This is a genomic window from Streptomyces sp. 11-1-2 (genome assembly GCF_003595545.1).
In the GTDB taxonomy this organism is placed as follows: domain Bacteria; phylum Actinomycetota; class Actinomycetes; order Streptomycetales; family Streptomycetaceae; genus Streptomyces; species Streptomyces hygroscopicus_B.
Window position 1 is genome coordinate 7,603,795 of record NZ_CP022545.1, and the last position, 18,112, is coordinate 7,621,906.

An 18,112-nucleotide genomic window follows, 5' to 3' on the forward strand; every position below is an offset into this window, starting at 1 on the left:
GCCACCCCCGGGCGCTCACCGGGTGTTGGCGGTCAGCGGGAGGCCCGCGACCTGCTCGTGCAGGGCGGCGAGCGGTGCCGCGAGGTGTCCCTGGCCGGAGGCCGCGGACGGTGGCGGGGTCTCGCCGGTGACGGCGAGAGCCTGCCGCCAGTAGCGCAGCGAGAACGAACCGGCGCGCCTGCCGCGGCGGAACAGGGTGCGCAGCCGCGCGCGGAACGCCGGTGTGTCGTCGTGGCCGCCGACGCGGGCGTAGGTGCGCACGAAGTGGCCGAGCGCCTCGGCGCGCCGCTCCGGGCAGCCGGAGACCAGGGCCTCACCGGCCAGCGCGCAGGCGTCCAGGAGACCGGCGTAGAACGACGCGACGTCGCCGACCTGGTGGGGCTGCGGTTGCCGGCCCCGGTCGTCCGCGGTGGCCACGGCGTGGAGTTCGGCGTAGGCGAGGACGGTCGAGGTGGCCGGGGCGACCGGTGGCGCGGGCACCGCGCCGTCGATCACGGCCTGGGTCAGGCGGCGCGGCAGACCGGCCGGGAGCGCCCAGTGCCAGTACCGCACCAGCCGATCGTGGGCGTCGTCCGGACTGCCCACCCCGGCGAGCAGGGCGAGGCGGCGCGGCCGTTCCGGCGCCGGGCAGTGGTCCAGCGCGCGGAGCACCTCCCGGCGCCATGTCGCCTCACGCAACTGTTCCTGGACCGCGTCCAGTTCGCGGCTGACGAGTTCGCCCAGCGAGCGTTCCCCGGCCATGACCGCGGCGATCGCGGCGATGGGGGTGCCGAGCGCACGGAGGCGCTGGATCAACCGGAGCCTGGGCAGCGCGTCCGCGGCGTATCTGCGGTGGCCGCCCGGGGTGCGTCCGCTCTCGGGCAGCAGCCCGATGTCCGAGTAGTAGCGGATGGTCTTCACCGGCAGTCCGGTGCGCGCGGCCAACTCGCCGATGCCCACCGTGCCCCCGCCCCGCGTGCCGCCCGTGTTCCCGCCCCGCGTGCCGCGCGTCACAGCCGCTTGAACCTCCCCCGCGCAGGAGCCCTTAGCGTCCGTCGCGAACGCCGTCGTCCGAGTATGCGCCGGGCGGCACTCGCCGAGGAGGATCATCCATGCGGATTCTGATCGTGACCGCCGGTTCGCGAGGGGACGTCGCCCCGTACACGGGCCTGGGGCGGCGTCTGCTGACGGCCGGTCACGAGGTGGCCGTGGCCGCCCATCCGCCCTTCGCCGGGCTCATCGGCGGATGCGGCCTGGACCACCGGCCGCTGCCGGGCGATCCGCGGGAGTTGATCCGCACCAGAGCCCGGGCCGCGTCGTGGGAGGAGACGCGGGCGGCGCTGGCGGCGTTCCTGGACCGGCTCGCCGACGGGGTGGTGGCGGCGGCGGACGGGGCCGACCTGGTGCTCACCGCGTTCGGCCCGGCGGCGCTCAGCCGGGCGGCCGGTGAGGCGTACGGCATCCCCGTCATCGGCACCTATCTCGCACCGGCCTGTGCCACGCGGGAGTTCCCGCTGGCCGGCGCGCCGGGCGGCGACGACCTGGGCCCGGACGGCAACCTGGCGGCGGGCCGGAGGCTGCTGGCCGATGCCGGAGCGCTCCAGGCGGGGGCCGTGGCGGGGCTGCGCACCCGGCTCGGGCTGCCGACCGCCACCTCGCAGCCGACGGGAGCGGACATCCGGCCGGTCTTCCACGGCTTCAGCCCGCTGGTCGTACCGCGCCCGGCGGACTGGCCGCCCCAGGTCGAGGTGGCCGGTTACTGGTGGCCCGCCCGGCCGAGCGACTGGCGGCCCCCGGCCGAGCTGGTCGACTTCCTGCGGGCCGGTCCGCCGCCGGTGTTCATCGGGTTCGGCAGCATGGCGCCGGGCGAGGGGGAGCGGCTCGGCGAGCTGGTGACCGCGGCGGTGGCCCGGGCGGGAGTGCGCGCGGTGGTGCAGGCGGGGTGGGCCGGGCTGAGCGTGGCGGGCGATGACGTCCTTACGGTTGACGACCTCCCGCACGACTGGCTGTTCCCGCGTACGGCCGCCGTCGTCCATCACGCCGGAGCGGGCACCACCGCGGCCGGACTGCGCGCCGGGGTACCCGCGGTGCCGGTGCCCGCCATGGCCGACCAGCCGTTCTGGGCGGCGCGGCTGCACCGGCTCGGAGTCGCCCCCCGGCCGCTGCCGCTCGACGCGCTGACCGCCGAATCCCTCGGCGCGGCGATTACGACCTGCCTGACCGAACCCGCCCTCCGGCGCCGGGCGGCGGAGCTGGCTCATGCCGTTGCCGCGGAGGACGGCGCCGCGGCGGTGCTCGCCCATATCGGCGCGGTGGGCAGAGGGTAAGGCCGGGCGCGGCGACAGGGTGTCTAGGGGGTCCGGCGGGTCTTGACGCCTGCGGCGGGCTGCTCCCCTCCCCGCCCCTCCCCGAAACCGGGGCTCTGCCCCAGGCCCCGAAACGGGCCTTGCCCCAGGCCCCGAAACCGGGGCTCCGCCCCTTCCCGCAGCATCGGTATGCGGCTGCGCCGCGTGGCAGGGGCTTGGTCCCCTGGCCCCGGGGTCCAGGGGCGGAGCCCCTGGTTACGGGAAGGGGCGGGGAGGGGAGGGGAACAGCCCGCCGCACGGCGCGCTCTGCGCGCTCCGCGAGGGGCGGCGGGGGTGTCCGACCCGGCTCGTAGGGTGGCGGGCATGAATATCTGTGTCTTCTGCTCCGCCGCCGACCTCGACGACCGTTACACCGCCCCCGCCCGCGAATTCGCCGAGCTGATCGGCAAGGGCGGGCACACGCTGGTCTGGGGTGGGTCCGATGTCGGGCTGATGAAGGTGATGGCGGACGGGGTGCAGGAGCACGGGGGACGGCTGGTCGGGATCTCCGTGGAGTTCCTCGCCGCCCAGGCCCGGGAGGGCGCCGACGAGATGGTGATCACCAAGGACCTCGCCGAGCGCAAGGCGCAGTTGCTGGCCCGCGCCGACGCGGTCGTGGTCATGGTCGGTGGCACCGGGACGCTGGACGAGGCGACCGAGATCCTGGAGCTGAAGAAGCACGGGCTGCACATCAAGCCGGTGGTGCTGCTCAACGCGGCGGGGTTCTACGACGGGCTGAAGCAGCAGTTCCAGCGGATGGAGGAGGAGCGGTTCCTGCCGGTTCCGCTCAGCGAGCTCGTCTTCTTCGCGGAGAGCGGGGCCGAGGTCATGACGTATCTGGAGTCCGTCTGAGCTGTGGTCCGTTACCGGACCCGTTACAGGACGGGAGCGCTTGGCGGGAAGTCCGCCCGGGTTTCGGGCATGGGATCGCGCCAAGCCGGGACCGTCCGCGGGGCGCGTCGATCGGTGAGGCAAGCTGGGGAGCATGGGAACGCATCTGATCACTGGGGCAGGCTCGGGTATCGGCGCGGCGGTCACCGAGCGGCTGGCCGAGCGTGGCGAGGAGTTGTGGCTGCTCGCGCGGGACGCCGGGCGGGCGAAGGAGCTGACGGAGCGGTTCCCGGGGGTGCGGACGGTCGTCGGCGACCTGGCGGATCCGGACCGGCTCTCCTGGGCGCTGGGCCATCAGACGCTGCCCGACCGGCTCGACTCGCTGCTGCACATCGCCGGGGTGGTCGACCTGGGCGAGGTCGGGGAGCTGACCCCGAAGGCGTGGACCCGCCAGCTCGCCGCCAACCTCGTCGCGCCCGCCGAGCTGACCCGCCTGCTGCTGCCGCAGCTGCGGCTGGCCCAGGGGCATGTCATCTTCGTCAACTCCGGGGCCGGGCTGCGCGCCAACGCCCAGTGGGCCGCGTACGCCGCCAGCAAGCACGGGCTCAAGGCGCTGGCCGACGCGCTGCGCTGGGAGGAGAGCGGCAACGGCCTCCGGGTGACCACGGTCTACCCGGGGCGCACGGCCACTCCGATGCAGGTGAAGGTGCACCAGCAGGAGGGCAAGGAGTACGACGCGGAGCGCTGGATGGAGCCCGGGACCGTGGCGACGACCATCCTGACCGCGCTCGATCTGCCGCGCGACGCCGAGATCACCGACCTCCAGGTGCGCCCGCGCGGGTGAGCCATCTCGGCGGCAGAGGTCGGCTGCGGTTCGGGTGCGCCCCGCAGGGGCGCGGGGAACTGCGCGACCAGCCACGACGGCGCGGCAGACGACCCACGGCGTACTGGGGCACCTCCCAATCCCGGGGCCCCAGCGGAGCGCTTAGGCTTCGCGGGTGAGCGAGAAGAGCACCAATACGCACCACTGGGGCCCGGGGGCCGCGAGCGGCGTCGGGTCGATGCCGGGCGGCGACGCGCGGGAGGCAGTGAAGACCGTCACCGGGTCGCTGGAGGCCCTGCCGTATCTTCCGGAGCTGCCCGCGCGGGGGCCCGGCGCGGACATGATCGGGCGTACCGCCGGGATGCTGGTCGAGATGTACGCGCATGTGGAGCCGAGCGGCTGGCGGATCAGCGACCGTCCGGGCCGGGACACCCGGCGGGCCCGCGCCTGGATGGGCGAGGACCTCGACGCGCTGGAGGAGTTCACCCAGGGGTACCAGGGGGCGCTCAAGGTGTCGGCCGTGGGGCCCTGGACCCTGGCCGCCTCCCTCGAACTGCGCGGCGGTGAGGTCGCGCTGAGCGATCCGGGCGCCTGCCGCGATCTGACGGCCTCGCTCGCCGAAGGGTGCCGCGCCCATCTCGCGGAGGTCCGCCGCCGGGTGCCGGGCGCCGAGGTGGTGCTGCAGCTCGACGAGCCGTCGCTGACGTCGGTGCTGCGCGGGAGCGTCCGCAGCGCCAGCGGCTACCGCACCCACGCCGCCGTGGACCGGGGCGTGGTCGAGGGCGCGCTGCGGACTCTGGTGGCGGCGGCAGGCGGGCCGGTGGTGGTGCACTCGTGCGCGCCCGCCGTGCCGTTCGGGCTGCTGCGGCGCGCGGGCGTCGAGGGGATCTCGTTTCCTCTGTCGCTGCTCACGGAGAGTGAGGAGGAGGCGATCGGGGAGGCCGTGGAAGGCGGTACGGCGCTGCTCATCGGCGCGGTACCCGGCACCGACAGCCCATTGTCGGACCCTGCCGGTAGCGTCAGTGGTGTCAGGACGTTGTGGCGCAGGCTGGGGCTGTCACCGGAGACTCTCGCGGAATCCGTGGTGATCACCCCGTCGTGCGGGCTCGCGGGCGCCTCGCCCGGGTACGCCCGCGCCGCGCTGGCCCACTGCGTCCAGGCGGCGAGATCGCTCGCGGACAACCCTGAGTAACGGGAGGACGACACGGTGGCCGGCGAACAGCAGTCGAAGGTCCCCGCCGAGGTGCGGGAGAGGCACGCCAGGCTCGCTGAGCAGATCGAGGAGCACCGCTTCCGGTACTACGTGAAGGACGCGCCCGTCGTCAGCGACGCGGAGTTCGACAAGCTCATGCGCGAGCTGGAGGCGCTGGAGGAGGAGACCCCCGCGCTCCGTACGCCCGACTCGCCGACCCAGAAGGTCGCGGGGGCGTACGAAACGGAGTTCACCGAGGTCGCGCACCGCGAGCGGATGCTCAGCCTGGACAACGCGTTCGACGACGAGGAGCTGGCCACCTGGGCGGACCGCATCGCCAAGGAGCTGGGCAGCGGCTCGTACCACTTCCTGTGCGAGCTGAAGGTGGACGGCCTCGCGGTCAACCTCACCTATGAGCACGGGCGGCTGACCCGCGCCGCGACCCGTGGCGACGGCCGCACCGGCGAGGACATCACCCCCAATGTGCGGACGATCGCCAAGATCCCCAACCGGCTGACGGGCGACCGCGTCCCGGCGCTGGTGGAGGTGCGCGGCGAGGTCTTCCTGGCCCGCGAGCGGTTCGAGGAGCTGAACGCCGGGCTGGTGGAGGCGGGCAAGCCGCCGTTCGCCAACCCCCGGAACGCGGCGGCGGGTTCGCTGCGCCAGAAGGACCCGAAGGTCACCGCGTCCCGGCCGCTGGACATGGTGGTGCACGGCATCGGCGCGCGCGACGGCTTCGACATCGACCGGCTGTCGCAGGCGTACGAGCTGCTGCACGAGTGGGGGCTGCCCACCGCCGCCCACTTCAAAGTGGTGGACACGATCGAGGCCGTGCGCGAGTACATCGCGTACTACGGGGACAGCGAGCACCGGCACTCGGTGGAGCACGAGATCGACGGCGCGGTCGTCAAGCTGGACGAGATCCCGCTCCAGGGGCGGCTGGGCTCCACCTCGCGGGCGCCGCGCTGGGCGATCGCCTGGAAGTTCCCGCCCGAGGAGGTCAACACCAAGCTGGTCGACATCCGGGTGGGCGTGGGGCGCACGGGGCGGGTGACGCCTTATGCGGTGGTCGAGCCGATCACGGTCGCGGGTTCGGAGGTCGAATTCGCGACGCTGCACAACCAGGATGTCGTCAAGGCCAAAGGTGTGCTGATCGGTGACACCGTGGTGCTGCGTAAAGCGGGCGACGTCATTCCGGAAATCCTGGGCCCGGTCGTCGATCTGCGGGACGGCAGCGAGCGGGAATTCGTGATGCCGGCCGCCTGCCCCGAGTGCGATACGCCGCTGCAGCCCGCCAAGGAGGGCGATGTCGATCTGCGGTGTCCCAACAGCCGGTCCTGCCCGGCGCAGCTGCGCGAGCGGATTTTCTATCTCGCCGGGCGGAAATCCCTGGACATCGAGAACCTCGGCTATGTCGCCGCCGCCGCCCTCACTCAGCCGCTGGAACCGACCGAGCCGCCGGTGAAGGACGAGGGCGATCTGTTCGACTTGAAGATCGAACAATTGCTGCCCATTCGGTCGTATGTACTGGACCCGGACAGCGGACTGCCCAAGCGCGATCCGGAGACCGGTGAGGAGAAGGTCGTCACCTTCTTCGCCACCCAGAAGGGCGAGGCGAAGAAGAACGCCCTGGCGATGCTGGCCAATATCGAGGCGGCCAAGGAGCGCCCGCTGGCCCGGATCATCACCGGCCTTTCGATCCGTCATGTCGGCCCCGTCGCCGCCACCGCACTGGCCCGTGAATTCCGCTCGCTGGACCGGATCGCCGAGGCGGACGAGGAGGAGCTGGCGGCCGTGGAGGGCGTCGGGCCGACCATCGCCGCCTCGGTCAAGGAGTGGTTCGCGGTCGACTGGCACCGCGAGATCCTCGAGAAATGGCGGCGGGCCGGGGTCCGGCTGGAGGAGGAGGGCGGCGAGGACGAGGGCCCCCGTCCGCTGGAGAGCCTCACCGTCGTCGTCACCGGAACGCTCCAGTCATACACGCGAGATGGGGCCAAAGAGGCGCTGCAGAGCCGTGGTGCCAAAGTCACCGGATCGGTTTCGAAAAAGACCGATTTCGTGGTAGTCGGCGACAATCCGGGCTCGAAGTACGACAAAGCCATGCAGGTGAAGGTTCCCGTGCTCGATGAGGACGGATTTGGCGTCCTCCTCGAACAGGGACCGGACGCGGCGAGAGAGGTCGCGATGACGCCTCCGGAAGAGTCCGCGGAGTAGTACGGACGGCCCGTGGAGCGGCGGTTGGAGTAGCCGCTCCACCCATCCGGCGCAGTGGTCCGGCCATCTTGTCCGCCCGATGGGTGCAAAGCTGGCCGGATTACGACTGGGAGCACTTCCCGGGTACAGCCGGCGGGCATCACCCTTACAGCGCATAGCAGAAGGTCATGGAACGTCGGGCGGCATTCGGGGAACCGTTGCCGATCGCCGCCCGTCTTCCCCTTCTGCCGCCTACTGTTGAGGTGTGCGCCCGCCGTGGCGCTGGCACCGCCGGCTGTGAGAGGGACGGGTATGAAACCGACCGAAAGCGCCGCCCCGGCGTCGCGGCTGCGCCGGGCCGTGCTGCCCGCGCTGCCGGCCGCGGCGGTCGCCATGGCGGCTTTCGCACTCGGCATCGGGGTATTCCGAGTGCTCGACGCGGGCAATGCGCTCTTTCCCGACGGCACCGTGGGCTGGTCGCTCGCCGTGCTCACCGGAATCATCGTCGGCCATCTGGTCGCCCTCGGGCGCGACCGCTGGTGGGGCGGCACCGGCTCCGGGGCCGCGTTAACCCTGGCCGCGCTGCTGCTCTACGGCTGGATTCCGGCCGTGCTGGTCAGCCTCGCCGTGGTCCTCCTGGTCGGCGCCGCCCGCCGGCACCGATGGCGGCAGGCCGCCCTGCACGGCGCGGTCGACATTCTCGGGGTCGGCGCGGCCGCCCTCACCCTCGCCGCCTTCGGCACCACCCCCTCGGTCGAACATCCCTGGCGCACCGACACCTGGGACGTTTCCGCCATCCCCCAGACGGCCCTGGCCGCCTTCGTCTATCTCGCGGTGACCCGCGCCCTGCTGTGGTGCTCCCTCGCCCCGCCCGGCGCCGGACTGCCCACCGTCGCCCGCACCGCGCTCTTCCGGCAGGCCCTCGTCGGCATCGCGCTGCTCGGCATCGCCCCCCTCATCGTGGTCGTCGCCGGGGACACCCCGCTGCTGCTCCCGCTGTTCGCGGTGCCGCTGGTCGCCCTGGACTCCACGCTGTGGATCGCCCGGGTCCGCGCCGAGGAGCAGTTGCGCGACCCGCTCACCGGGCTGCCCAACCGCCAGTGGCTGCTGGAGCGCACCTGGACCGCGCTGGACGAGTCCGAGCGGGCCGGCACCCGCACCGCGCTGGTCCTGCTGGACCTGGACCGCTTCCGTTCGGTCAACGACACCCTGGGCCATCTGGCCGGTGACCGGCTGCTGCTGCAGATCGCGGAGCGGCTGCGGCTCGCCCTGCCCCGCGGGGCGGAGGTGGCCCGGCTCGGCGGCGACGAGTTCGCGGTGCTGCTGCCCACCACCGACTCGCTCACCAGCGCCCAGCGCAGCGCCCGCGTCCTCGTCGGCGACCTCGGCTCCCCCCTCGACCTGGACGGACTGACCCTGGTGCTGGAAGCCAGCGCCGGGGTCGCCGTCTACCCCGACCACGCACTGGACGCCGAGGGGCTGCTGCGCCGCGCCGACGTCGCGATGTACCAGGCCAAGCGGGACCGCAGCGGAGTCGAGCTGTACGAGGCCCGGCGGGACGGCAACACCCCCGACCGGCTCGGTCTGCTCGGCGATCTGCGGCGCGCCCTGGACGCGGGTGAAGTCGACCTGCACTACCAGCCCAAGGTCGGCTTCGACGGGCATGTGGCGGGCCTGGAGGCGCTGGTGCGCTGGGTCCACCCGGACCGGGGCAGGGTGCCGCCGGACGAGTTCATCTCCATGGCCGAGAGCTCCGGGCTGATGCCCCGGCTGACCGAGTACGTCCTGGAGACCGCGCTGGGCCAGGTCGCGCGCTGGCGCGCCGACGGCCTCGAGGTGCCGGTCGCGGTCAACGTCTCGCCGCGCGATGTCCACACCCCCGGCTTCGCGGGCGCGGTCGCCGGGCGGCTGGCCCGGCACGGCGTCCCGGCGGGCGCCCTGCAGTTGGAGATAACCGAGCATGTGCTGCTGGAGGACCCGCAGCGGGCCGCCGACACACTGGCCGGGCTCACCGGCCACGGCGTGAAGATGTCGCTCGACGACTTCGGGACGGGCTATTCCTCGCTGGTCCATCTGCGGCGGCTGCCGGTGAGCGAGCTCAAGATCGACCGTTCCTTCGTGGCCCGGCTGGCCGTGGACAACGAGGACGCCGAGATCGTCCGCTGTACGGTCGACCTCGCCCACTCGCTGGGCCTGCTCGTGGTGGCCGAGGGCGTCGAGGACGACGAGACCTGGGAGCGGCTGCGGGATCTGGGCTGCGACGCGGTGCAGGGCTGGCTGGTGGCCGCCGCGATGCCGCCGGAGGAGACGACGGCGTGGCTGCGGGCGCGGGGCGAGGGCGGCTGGCACCGCGAGACGGCGGAGCCGTCGGACCAGGCGCAGGCTCCCGCGGAGGAAGACGCGGATCAGCCCGTGACGTGAGGGTGGCGCCCCTGGCGTTTCGTCGTCGGCCGCGGGCCGGCGGGTGCGTTGTGCCTACCCGTTCCTCCCCCGGCTACCGCTGGGAGGTGCCCCCTCGCGGAGGGAGCCATGACGCGGGTGCACCAAAGCCTTTCGCGCGCCGTGTGCGGAGAGCCATAGGATTGGGGCCGAAACACTCCACACTCACTTTGAGGATCGCTGCATGCCTGGCATCACGCGCGAGGAGGTCGCCCACCTCGCCCGGCTGGCGCGTCTGGAGCTGAAGGCCGAAGAGCTCGACCACTTCGCCGGACAGCTGGACGACATCATCGGCGCGGTCGCCCGCGTCTCCGAGGTCGCCGACCAAGACGTACCGCCGACCTCTCACCCGCTGCCGCTGACCAACGTCATGCGCGCGGACGAGGTCCGTCCGTCCCTGACCCCGCAGCAGGCACTGGCCTGCGCCCCGGCCCAGGAGCAGCAGCGTTTCAAGGTGCCGCAGATCCTGGGGGAGGAGTGACCACCGTGACCGACCTGACCAGGCTCACCGCGGCCGAGATCGCCGCCAGGATCGCCTCCGGCGAGGTCACCGCCGTCGAGGTGACCGAGGCGCATCTGGCCCGTATCGAGGCCGTAGACGAGAAGGTGCACGCCTTCCTGCACGTGGACCGTGAGGGGGCGCTCGCCCAGGCGCGCGCCGTCGACGAGAAGCGGGAGCGCGGCGAGGAGCTGGGCCCGCTGGCCGGTGTTCCGCTCGCGCTCAAGGACATCTTCACCACCCAGGGGATCCCGACCACGGTCGGTTCCAAGATCCTCGAAGGGTGGATCCCGCCGTACGACGCGACGGTGACCCAGCGGCTGCGGGACGCGGACGTGATCATCCTCGGCAAGACCAACATGGACGAGTTCGCCATGGGGTCCTCGACCGAGAACAGCGCGTTCGGCCCCACCGGCAACCCCTGGGACCTCACCCGTATCCCCGGCGGCTCCGGCGGCGGCTCCTCCGCCTCACTGGCCTCCTTCCAGGCCCCGCTCGCCATCGGCACCGACACCGGCGGCTCGATCCGCCAGCCGGCCGCCGTCACCGGCACGGTCGGAGTCAAGCCGACGTACGGCGGGGTCTCCCGCTACGGCATGGTGGCCTTCTCCTCCTCGCTCGACCAGGGCGGCCCCTGCGCCCGCACCGTGCTGGACGCGGCGCTGCTGCACGAGGTCATCGCCGGGCACGACCCGATGGACTCGACCTCCATCGACGAGCCGGTCCCGGCCGTCGTCGAGGCCGCGCGCAACGGAAGCGTGCGGGGCATGCGCATCGGCGTCGTCAAGGAGTTCGCGGGCGAGGGCTACCAGGCCGGCGTCATGCAGCGCTTCAACGAGTCGGTGGAGCTGCTGCGCGAGCTGGGCGCCGAGATCGAGGAGATCTCCTGCCCGTCCTTCGACAAGGCGCTGGCCGCGTACTACCTGATCGCGCCGTCCGAGTGCTCGTCCAACCTGGCCCGCTTCGACGCCATGCGCTACGGCCTGCGGGTGGGCGACGACGGCACGAACTCCGCGGAGGAGGTCACCGCGCTCACCCGCGCGGAGGGCTTCGGCGCGGAGGTCAAGCGCCGGATCATGCTCGGCACCTACGCGCTCAGCTCCGGCTACTACGACGCGTACTACGGCTCCGCGCAGAAGGTCCGTACGCTGATCAAGCGTGACTTCGAGAAGGCGTTCGAGCGGGTCGACGTGCTGATCTCGCCGACCACCCCGACCACCGCCTTCCCGATCGGCGAGCGCGCCGACGACCCGATGGCGATGTATCTGGCCGATCTCTGCACGATTCCCACCAACCTCGCGGGGAACGCGGCCATGTCACTGCCCTGCGGTCTGGCGCCGGAGGACGGTCTGCCGGTCGGACTGCAGATCATCGCCCCCGCCATGGCCGACGACCGGCTCTACAAGGTCGGCGCCGCGGTCGAGGCCGCGCTCGCCGACAAGTGGGGCCACCCGCTGCTCGAGGAGGCACCGTCACTATGAGTGCGATCAAGAAGGCCAAGGGCTTCAAGAAGTCCCGGCCCGGCACCTACCTGTCCATCGCGGGCTCGCTGTTCGGCGCGGTCAGCGTGGCGAAGCAGGTCAAGAAGGCCCGTTTCGAGAACGACAAGCTGCAGCTGGCCGACGCGGTGGTCTCGGCCGCCGCCATCGTCACCGGCGTCGCCCTGCTCGTCCGCGAGCTCAAGCGCATGGGCGACGACGACGTCCTCGCGGACTGAGAGGTTAGTTTTTCCGTGACCGTCACTGAACTGGTGTCGTACGAGGACGCCCTGGCCGCCTACGACCCCGTGATGGGGCTCGAGGTGCATGTCGAGCTCGGCACCAAGACCAAGATGTTCTGCGGGTGCTCCACGGCGCTGGGCGCCGAGCCCAACACGCAGACCTGCCCCACCTGCCTCGGCATGCCCGGCTCGCTCCCGGTGGTCAACGCGACCGGTGTCGAGTCCGCCATCAAGATCGGACTCGCGCTCAACTGCGAGATCGCCGAATGGTGCCGCTTCGCCCGGAAGAACTACTTCTATCCGGACATGCCGAAGAACTTCCAGACGTCGCAGTACGACGAGCCGATCGCCTTCAACGGCTATCTGGACGTCGACGTCGACGGGGAGGTCTTCCGCGTCGAGATCGAGCGCGCCCATATGGAGGAGGACACCGGCAAGTCCACCCATGTGGGTGGCGCGACCGGCCGTATCCACGGCGCCCAGCACTCCCTGCTCGACTACAACCGGGCCGGTATCCCGCTGATCGAGATCGTCACCAAGCCGATCGTCGGCGCCGGGGAGAAGGCCCCGGAGGTCGCCAAGGCGTATGTGACCGAGCTGCGCGAGCTCATCAAGTCGCTCGGGGTCTCCGAGGCGCGGATGGAAATGGGCCAGATGCGCTGCGATGTGAACCTGTCGCTGCGCCCGCACGGTGTCGAGAAGTTCGGCACCCGCTCCGAGACCAAGAACGTCAACTCGCTGCGGTCGGTCGAGCGGGCCGTGCGCTTCGAGGTCCAGCGCCATGCCGCGGTGCTGGGCGACGGTGGCACGATCATCCAGGAGACCCGTCACTTCCACGAGGAGGACGGCTCCACGACCTCCGGCCGGGTCAAGGAGGAGGCAGAGGACTACCGCTACTTCCCCGAGCCCGACCTGGTGCCGGTCGCCCCCTCCCGTGCGTGGGTGGAGGAGCTGCGCGGCGGGCTTCCCGAGCTGCCGCGGGTGTACCGCAACCGGCTGCGCGAGGAGTGGGGCCTGTCCCGGCACGAGATGCAGTCGGTGCTCAACGCGGGCGCGATCGACCTGATCACCGCCACCATCGACGAGGGCGCCCCGGCCGATCAGGCTCGTAAGTGGTGGATGGGCGAGCTGGCCCGCCGCGCCAACGAGGACGGCGTGGAGCTCGCGGCCCTGCCGATCACTCCGTCGCAGGTCGCCCGGGTGTGCGCGCTGGTCAAGGAGGGTTCGCTCAACGACAAGCTGGCCCGCCAGACGATCGAGGGCGTCCTCGCGGGCGAGGGCGGCCCGGACGAGGTCGTCACCAAGCGCGGGCTGAAGGTCGTCTCGGACGAGGGCGCGCTCGGCACCGCCGTGGACGAGGCGATCGCGGCCAACGCGGCCATCGCCGACAAGATCCGCGGCGGCAAGGTCGCGGCGGCGGGTGCGCTGGTCGGCGCGGTCATGAAGGCCACGCGCGGCCAGGCGGACGCGGCGCGGGTGCGTGAGCTGATCCTGGAGAGGCTGGGCGTCGAGGGCTGACGTTCGTCCGTTGTGTTCATGACGGCGGCGGGGTGCGCGAGGGCGCACCCCGCCGCCGTCGTATGTGCCCCTCAGCGGATCGGCGGAAGTCGGCCGCGGTTCGAAGGGCGCCCTGAAGGGGCGCTGTCGATGTGCGGCTCCGCAGCGTGGGCGTGGCCGCGTGGGCGTGGCCGACCACGACGGTGCCGCGGACGATCGACGGCATCTCGGCGCACGTCCGGCGGAGCTCAGAGCAGCAGCGGCTCCAGATGCGGGACCTCGAACCCCTCGTCGTCGAACGGGTACAACGGCCGCGCGAGACGCCGGTGACCCAGGCGCGCCAGATCCTGGTCGACCCCGCCGGGGGTGAGCGCGAGCCGCCAGTCCGCCGCCAGGTCGTACAGCTCGGGCTCCAGATAGCCGATCTTGACGACGACGAGGTCGTGGTCGCGCGGGTCCAGCTCGCCGAAGTCGGCCAGAGTGTGGAACGGTTTGCGGCGGCTGACCAGGACCACCGTGACGCCACCGTGCCGCACCGCCGCGAGATCCCCGCCGACCGGGTCGTCCCGGCGCAGGGCGACCACCTCGCCCGTCAGCTCGCAGGGCTCGGCGTGGTCCGCCGTCCCCCGGCTGATCCCGCCGCCGACGGACAGCCGGACCGTCGCGCCCGGCCCGGCGGCGAAGCACTCCGCGACCGCCGCCGGATCGGTGATCCCGGGGTGCAGGGCGGTGGCGCGGCCGGCGGCCAGATCCTCGTTGGCCAGCAGCCGGCCGAGCATATAGGCGAGGTCCCCGGCGCCTCCGGCCGTGGGATTGTCGCCGGAGTCGCTGATCAGGAAGGGGCGGGCGGAGGAGGCGACGGCCTCGGCGATGCACGCGTCGGCGCCTCCGGTGGGGCCGACGAAGGCGAAGTCGCGGCGCATATCCCAGTACTCGCGGGCCAGGGAGCGGGTCTGCTCGACCGCGAGCACGGGGTCGTCGCCGGTCACCACCACGGCCGCCCGGCAGCGCGGCTCGTCGGCCCAGGCGTAGCCCACCCAGATCGCCGCGTCCACGACACCGTCCATCGACTCCACGGCGGCCAGCCGTCCGTACAGCGATTTGGCGGGCTCCAGACGGGTGCTGGTGCGCTCACCGGGCAGCAGCACCGGGATCTGCACCCAGGCGAGATGCGGGCGGCCCCGGCCGGAGTCGAGGCGCTCCACCAGCTTGCGGGCGGCGCGCTCGCGGGTCTCCCAGGCGTCCTCGTGCGGGGCGAGACGGTGGGCGGTGACCAGATCGAGGCGGGCAGCGAAGCGGCGGGAGACATTGCCGTGCGGGTCCATGGCGGCGGAGATCAGCGCGTCGGGCCCGATCGCTTCCCGTACGGCCTCGGTGAGATCGCCCTCGGCGTCCTCCAGGCCCACCACGCTCATCGCGCCGTGGATGTCGTACACCAGCCCGTCGAGCTGACCGGCCCGGCGCAGCCGCTCGATCAGCTCGCCCTTGATCCGGTCGTAGGTCTCGCGCTCGACCGGGCCGCCGGGGAGCGCGACGGCGTGGAGGAGAGGCACCCACTCGGCGCGCCCGGCCAGCTCGCCGTCCGGCCGGGTCCAGGCGTAGCGGTCCAGCAGCTCCGCGTCGCGGGTGACGCGGAAGTCGTCGTAGGCGGCGCGGTGCGGGCTGAAGGTGCTGGACTCGATGTGCATACCGCCGATGCCGATACGCGGGCGGCGGCCTCGGGAAGCGGCAGGAGTCATGTTCTCCGACTTCCCGCTCATTCATGTGGTGAAGCCCACAAAGGGGGCAAAGGATCTTATCCGCCTGACAGAGTGCTCAGGTCACAACCACATCACGCCGCCCCCTGGCGCCCGAACCGGAAGGCAGCCATGGCCGCACTCGCCCGCTGGTGTCTCAGGCGCCGCGCCATCGTCATCGCGCTGTGGCTGGCCGCCTTCGCGGGGGTCGCCGCGGCGGCGGCCGTGACCGGGTCCGCGTACTCGAACGACTACGACATCCCCGGCACCGACTCCTCCAAGGTCACCGCCCTGCTGGAGCGGCGGCTGCCCGACCGGGCGGGGGACAGCGACACCATCGTCTGGCACACCGAGGACGGTGCGGGCACGGTACGCGCGCCGGGGGTCGAGCGGCGGATGACAGCGGCGCTGCGGCAGGTCGCGGACCTGCCGGGCGTCGCTTCCGTGACCGGCCCCTACGGCACCGATGACACCAGCCGGATCAGCGCCGACCAGCACACCGCCTACGCCACCGTGGCCTTCCGCGAACCCGCCGCCGACCTGGGCGAGGCGGAGGTGCGCCGGGTGCTGGACACGGTGCGCTCCGCCGCCTCCGGGGTTCGGGGCCTGGAGGTCGAGATGGGCGGTGCGGGCGCCGGGCTCACCGAGCGGACCGGACCCGCCCATCTGAGCGAGGCCATCGGGGTCGGCGTGGCCGCCGTGGTCCTCTTCCTCGCCTTCGGCTCGCTCGCGGCGACGCTGCTGCCGATCGCCACCGCGCTCATCGGCGTCGGCACGGCGTACGCGGCCATCGGACTGCTCGGCCACGCCACGACCATCGCCGATTTCGCGCCCATGCTCGGCATGCTGATCGGCCTCGGCGTGGGGATCGACTACGCGCTGTTCATCGTCACCCGGCACCGCAAGGGGCTGCGGCGCGGACTGTCGGTCGAACAGGCCGCACAGCGCGCCGTGGTCACCTCGGGGCGCGCGGTGGTCTTCGCGGGGGCGACCGTCTGTCTCGCGCTCCTCGGCATGCTGGTCCTACGGCTGTCCTTCCTCAACGGGGTGGCGGTCGCGGCGGCGCTCACCGTCGCCCTTACGGTCGCCGCCTCGCTCACCCTGCTGCCCGCCCTGCTCGGGCTGATCGGCATGCGGGCCCTGAGCCGGCGGGAGCGCAGACGGCTGGCCGAGCGGGGGCCGGAAGCCACGGCGGCCAAGGGGCTGTGCGCCCGCTGGGCGGTCTGCGTCGAACGCCGCCCCAAGCTGCTGGGCGTGGTCGCGGCCGCCCTCATCGCGCTGCTCGCGCTCCCCACCTTCTCCCTCCACCTGGGCACCTCGGATCAGGGCAACGGCCCCTCGGCCTCGACCACCAGACGTGCGTACGACCTGCTGGCCGACGGGTTCGGGCCAGGTTTCAACGGGCCGTTGACGCTGATGGGCAGCATCGACGGGGCCGACGACCGTATGGCCTTCACCCAACTGCCCAAGGTCCTGCGCACCATCGACGGGGTCGCCTCGGTGAGCGCCGCGGACCTGGACGGGATCGGCGACACCGGCGTCATCACGGTCGTCCCCAAGACGGCACCCCAGTCGCGGGCCACCTCCGACCTCGTCGGACGGCTGCGCGCCGAGGTGCTGCCCCGCGCCGAGGAGGGCAGCTCGCTGCGGGTGTACGTCGGCGGGCTGACCGCCGGCTACGACGACTTCGCCGCGGTGATCGTCAGCAAGCTGCCGCTGTTCGTGGGGGTGGTGGTGGCGCTGGGATGTGCGCTGCTGCTGCTCGCGTTCCGCAGCATCGGCATCCCGGTCAAGGCGGCGGTCATGAATGTGGCCGCCGTCGCGTCGTCCTTCGGCGTGGTGGTCGCGATCTTCCAATGGGGCTGGGGGAGCGAACTGCTGGGGCTGGGCAGGGCGGGCCCGATCGAGCCCTTCCTGCCGGTGATCATGGTGTCGGTGCTCTTCGGGCTCTCCATGGACTACCAGGTCTTCCTGGTCAGCCGGATGTACGAGGAGTGGCGGCGCACCCGCGACAACCGCACCGCGGTCCGGGTGGGGCTCGCCGAGACCAGCCGGGTCATCAACTCCGCGGCCGTCATCATGATCGCGGTCTTCTCGGCGTTCGTGCTCAGCGGCGACCGGATCATCGCCATGTTCGGCATCGGGCTGGCGGCCGCGGTCGCCCTGGACGCCTTCGTCCTCCGTACGCTCCTGGTGCCCGCGCTGATGCATCTGCTCGGGGGCGCCAACTGGTGGCTGCCGGGCTGGCTGGAGCGGCTGCTGCCGAAGATCAGCATCGAGGCGGAGGGCGACGCGGCGCGGGATGCGGAGGGCGGCGGCGAGGGCCGGGCGTCCGGGCCGGTGCCGGTGTCGCTGCCGGGACAGTCGGGGAGCGGCGCGGCGCGGGCCGGTACGGCGCGGTCGCCGGTTCCCTGAGGAGCCTCCTCTGCCCCTGAGGACCCTCCTCTGCCCCAAGGACCTCTCTGTCTGCCCTAAGGACCTTCCTCTGCCCTAAGGACCTTCCTCAGGCTTCCTCAGCCGTGCGGGCAGGGGGCCTAAGGCCCTGGGCCGAGCGAAGATCAGGCAGCTTCCCGATGTGCCGGACCCTCCTGGGCGACGAGAGTGGACGCATTCCACGAAACGCTCGTCACCAGGGAGAACACCATGCTGCACCACGAGTTGCACCGGATCCGCGAGGCCGAGCTGCTGCGGGAGGCCACCGCTCACCGGTTGGTCCGGGAGGCGGTGGAGGAGTCCGGCGGCCGGTCGGCGGAGCGTGAGTCCGGAGGGCGGGTGAGGCCGGTCCGGCGGTGGCGCGGCCATCGCTCACCACGGTCGTACGGCCCGGCGGCCTGAGGGAGGCCGGGCCGTGCGGCTCG

The 18,112-nt window shown here is 72.4% G+C and carries 14 protein-coding genes; 12 read left to right on the forward strand and 2 right to left on the reverse strand.

Annotated elements, in window-relative coordinates; all coding sequences use genetic code 11:
• Positions 1–15: 15 nt before the first annotated feature.
• Positions 16–993 carry a MerR family transcriptional regulator gene (locus CGL27_RS32790; protein ID WP_119991586.1) on the reverse strand — a complete coding sequence of 326 codons (978 nt, stop codon included), beginning with the start codon at positions 991–993 and terminating at the stop codon, positions 16–18.
• Between the two features lie 98 nt (positions 994–1,091).
• Here CGL27_RS32790 and CGL27_RS32795 point away from each other — a divergent pair, with 98 nt between their 5' ends.
• From CGL27_RS32795 to gatB, 10 genes are all read left to right on the forward strand, one after another.
• Complete coding sequence (locus tag CGL27_RS32795) at positions 1,092–2,306, forward strand: glycosyltransferase (protein ID WP_119991587.1); 1,215 nt, start codon at positions 1,092–1,094, stop codon at positions 2,304–2,306.
• Positions 2,307–2,648: 342 nt separating this feature from the next.
• Positions 2,649–3,176, forward strand: coding sequence for a TIGR00730 family Rossman fold protein (locus CGL27_RS32800; protein ID WP_078643875.1), 528 nt, complete (start codon positions 2,649–2,651; stop codon positions 3,174–3,176).
• A gap of 133 nt (positions 3,177–3,309) precedes the next feature.
• Entirely contained in the window at positions 3,310–3,999 is a 690-nt protein-coding gene (locus CGL27_RS32805; protein WP_078643877.1) for an SDR family oxidoreductase, read from the forward strand.
• Between the two features lie 217 nt (positions 4,000–4,216).
• Positions 4,217–5,170, forward strand: a complete 954-nt coding sequence (locus CGL27_RS32810) for a methionine synthase (protein WP_119994663.1) — start codon at positions 4,217–4,219, stop codon at positions 5,168–5,170.
• 15 nt (positions 5,171–5,185) lie between these two features.
• Positions 5,186–7,384 (forward strand): NAD-dependent DNA ligase LigA, encoded by a 2,199-nt coding sequence (gene ligA, locus CGL27_RS32815; protein WP_078643880.1) that lies wholly within the window; start codon positions 5,186–5,188, stop codon positions 7,382–7,384.
• Positions 7,385–7,675: 291 nt separating this feature from the next.
• The gene (locus tag CGL27_RS32820; protein ID WP_119991588.1) at positions 7,676–9,784 is read left to right on the forward strand and encodes a bifunctional diguanylate cyclase/phosphodiesterase; all 2,109 of its coding nucleotides are present in this window, start codon (positions 7,676–7,678) and stop codon (positions 9,782–9,784) included.
• Between the two features lie 202 nt (positions 9,785–9,986).
• A complete protein-coding gene (gatC, locus tag CGL27_RS32825; protein ID WP_014055099.1) occupies positions 9,987–10,283 on the forward strand; it encodes an Asp-tRNA(Asn)/Glu-tRNA(Gln) amidotransferase subunit GatC in 297 nt (98 codons plus the stop codon).
• Positions 10,284–10,288: 5 nt separating this feature from the next.
• Positions 10,289–11,782: an Asp-tRNA(Asn)/Glu-tRNA(Gln) amidotransferase subunit GatA gene (gene gatA / locus CGL27_RS32830; protein WP_119994664.1), complete on the forward strand. Its 1,494-nt coding sequence runs from the start codon at positions 10,289–10,291 to the stop codon at positions 11,780–11,782.
• Positions 11,779–12,018: a hypothetical protein gene (locus tag CGL27_RS32835; protein WP_014055101.1), complete on the forward strand. Its 240-nt coding sequence runs from the start codon at positions 11,779–11,781 to the stop codon at positions 12,016–12,018. Before gatA ends, CGL27_RS32835 begins: the two co-directional genes overlap by 4 nt.
• Before the next feature lie 15 nt (positions 12,019–12,033).
• Positions 12,034–13,539 (forward strand): Asp-tRNA(Asn)/Glu-tRNA(Gln) amidotransferase subunit GatB, encoded by a 1,506-nt coding sequence (gene gatB, locus CGL27_RS32840; protein WP_078643883.1) that lies wholly within the window; start codon positions 12,034–12,036, stop codon positions 13,537–13,539.
• A 227-nt stretch (positions 13,540–13,766) separates the two neighbouring features.
• On the opposite strand, the gene CGL27_RS32845 is transcribed toward gatB, so the two are convergent.
• The gene (locus CGL27_RS32845) at positions 13,767–15,257 is read right to left on the reverse strand and encodes a M81 family metallopeptidase (RefSeq protein ID WP_119991589.1); all 1,491 of its coding nucleotides are present in this window, start codon (positions 15,255–15,257) and stop codon (positions 13,767–13,769) included.
• 129 nt (positions 15,258–15,386) lie between these two features.
• On the opposite strand from CGL27_RS32845, the gene CGL27_RS32850 reads away from it, so the two are divergent.
• Together CGL27_RS32850 and CGL27_RS32855 are read left to right on the forward strand one after the other, a co-directional pair.
• Positions 15,387–17,669: an MMPL family transporter gene (locus tag CGL27_RS32850; RefSeq protein ID WP_119991590.1), complete on the forward strand. Its 2,283-nt coding sequence runs from the start codon at positions 15,387–15,389 to the stop codon at positions 17,667–17,669.
• 228 nt (positions 17,670–17,897) lie between these two features.
• On the forward strand, positions 17,898–18,089 hold the full coding sequence (locus tag CGL27_RS32855) for a hypothetical protein (protein WP_159037860.1): 192 nt from the start codon (positions 17,898–17,900) through the stop codon (positions 18,087–18,089).
• Positions 18,090–18,112: the final 23 nt, after the last annotated feature.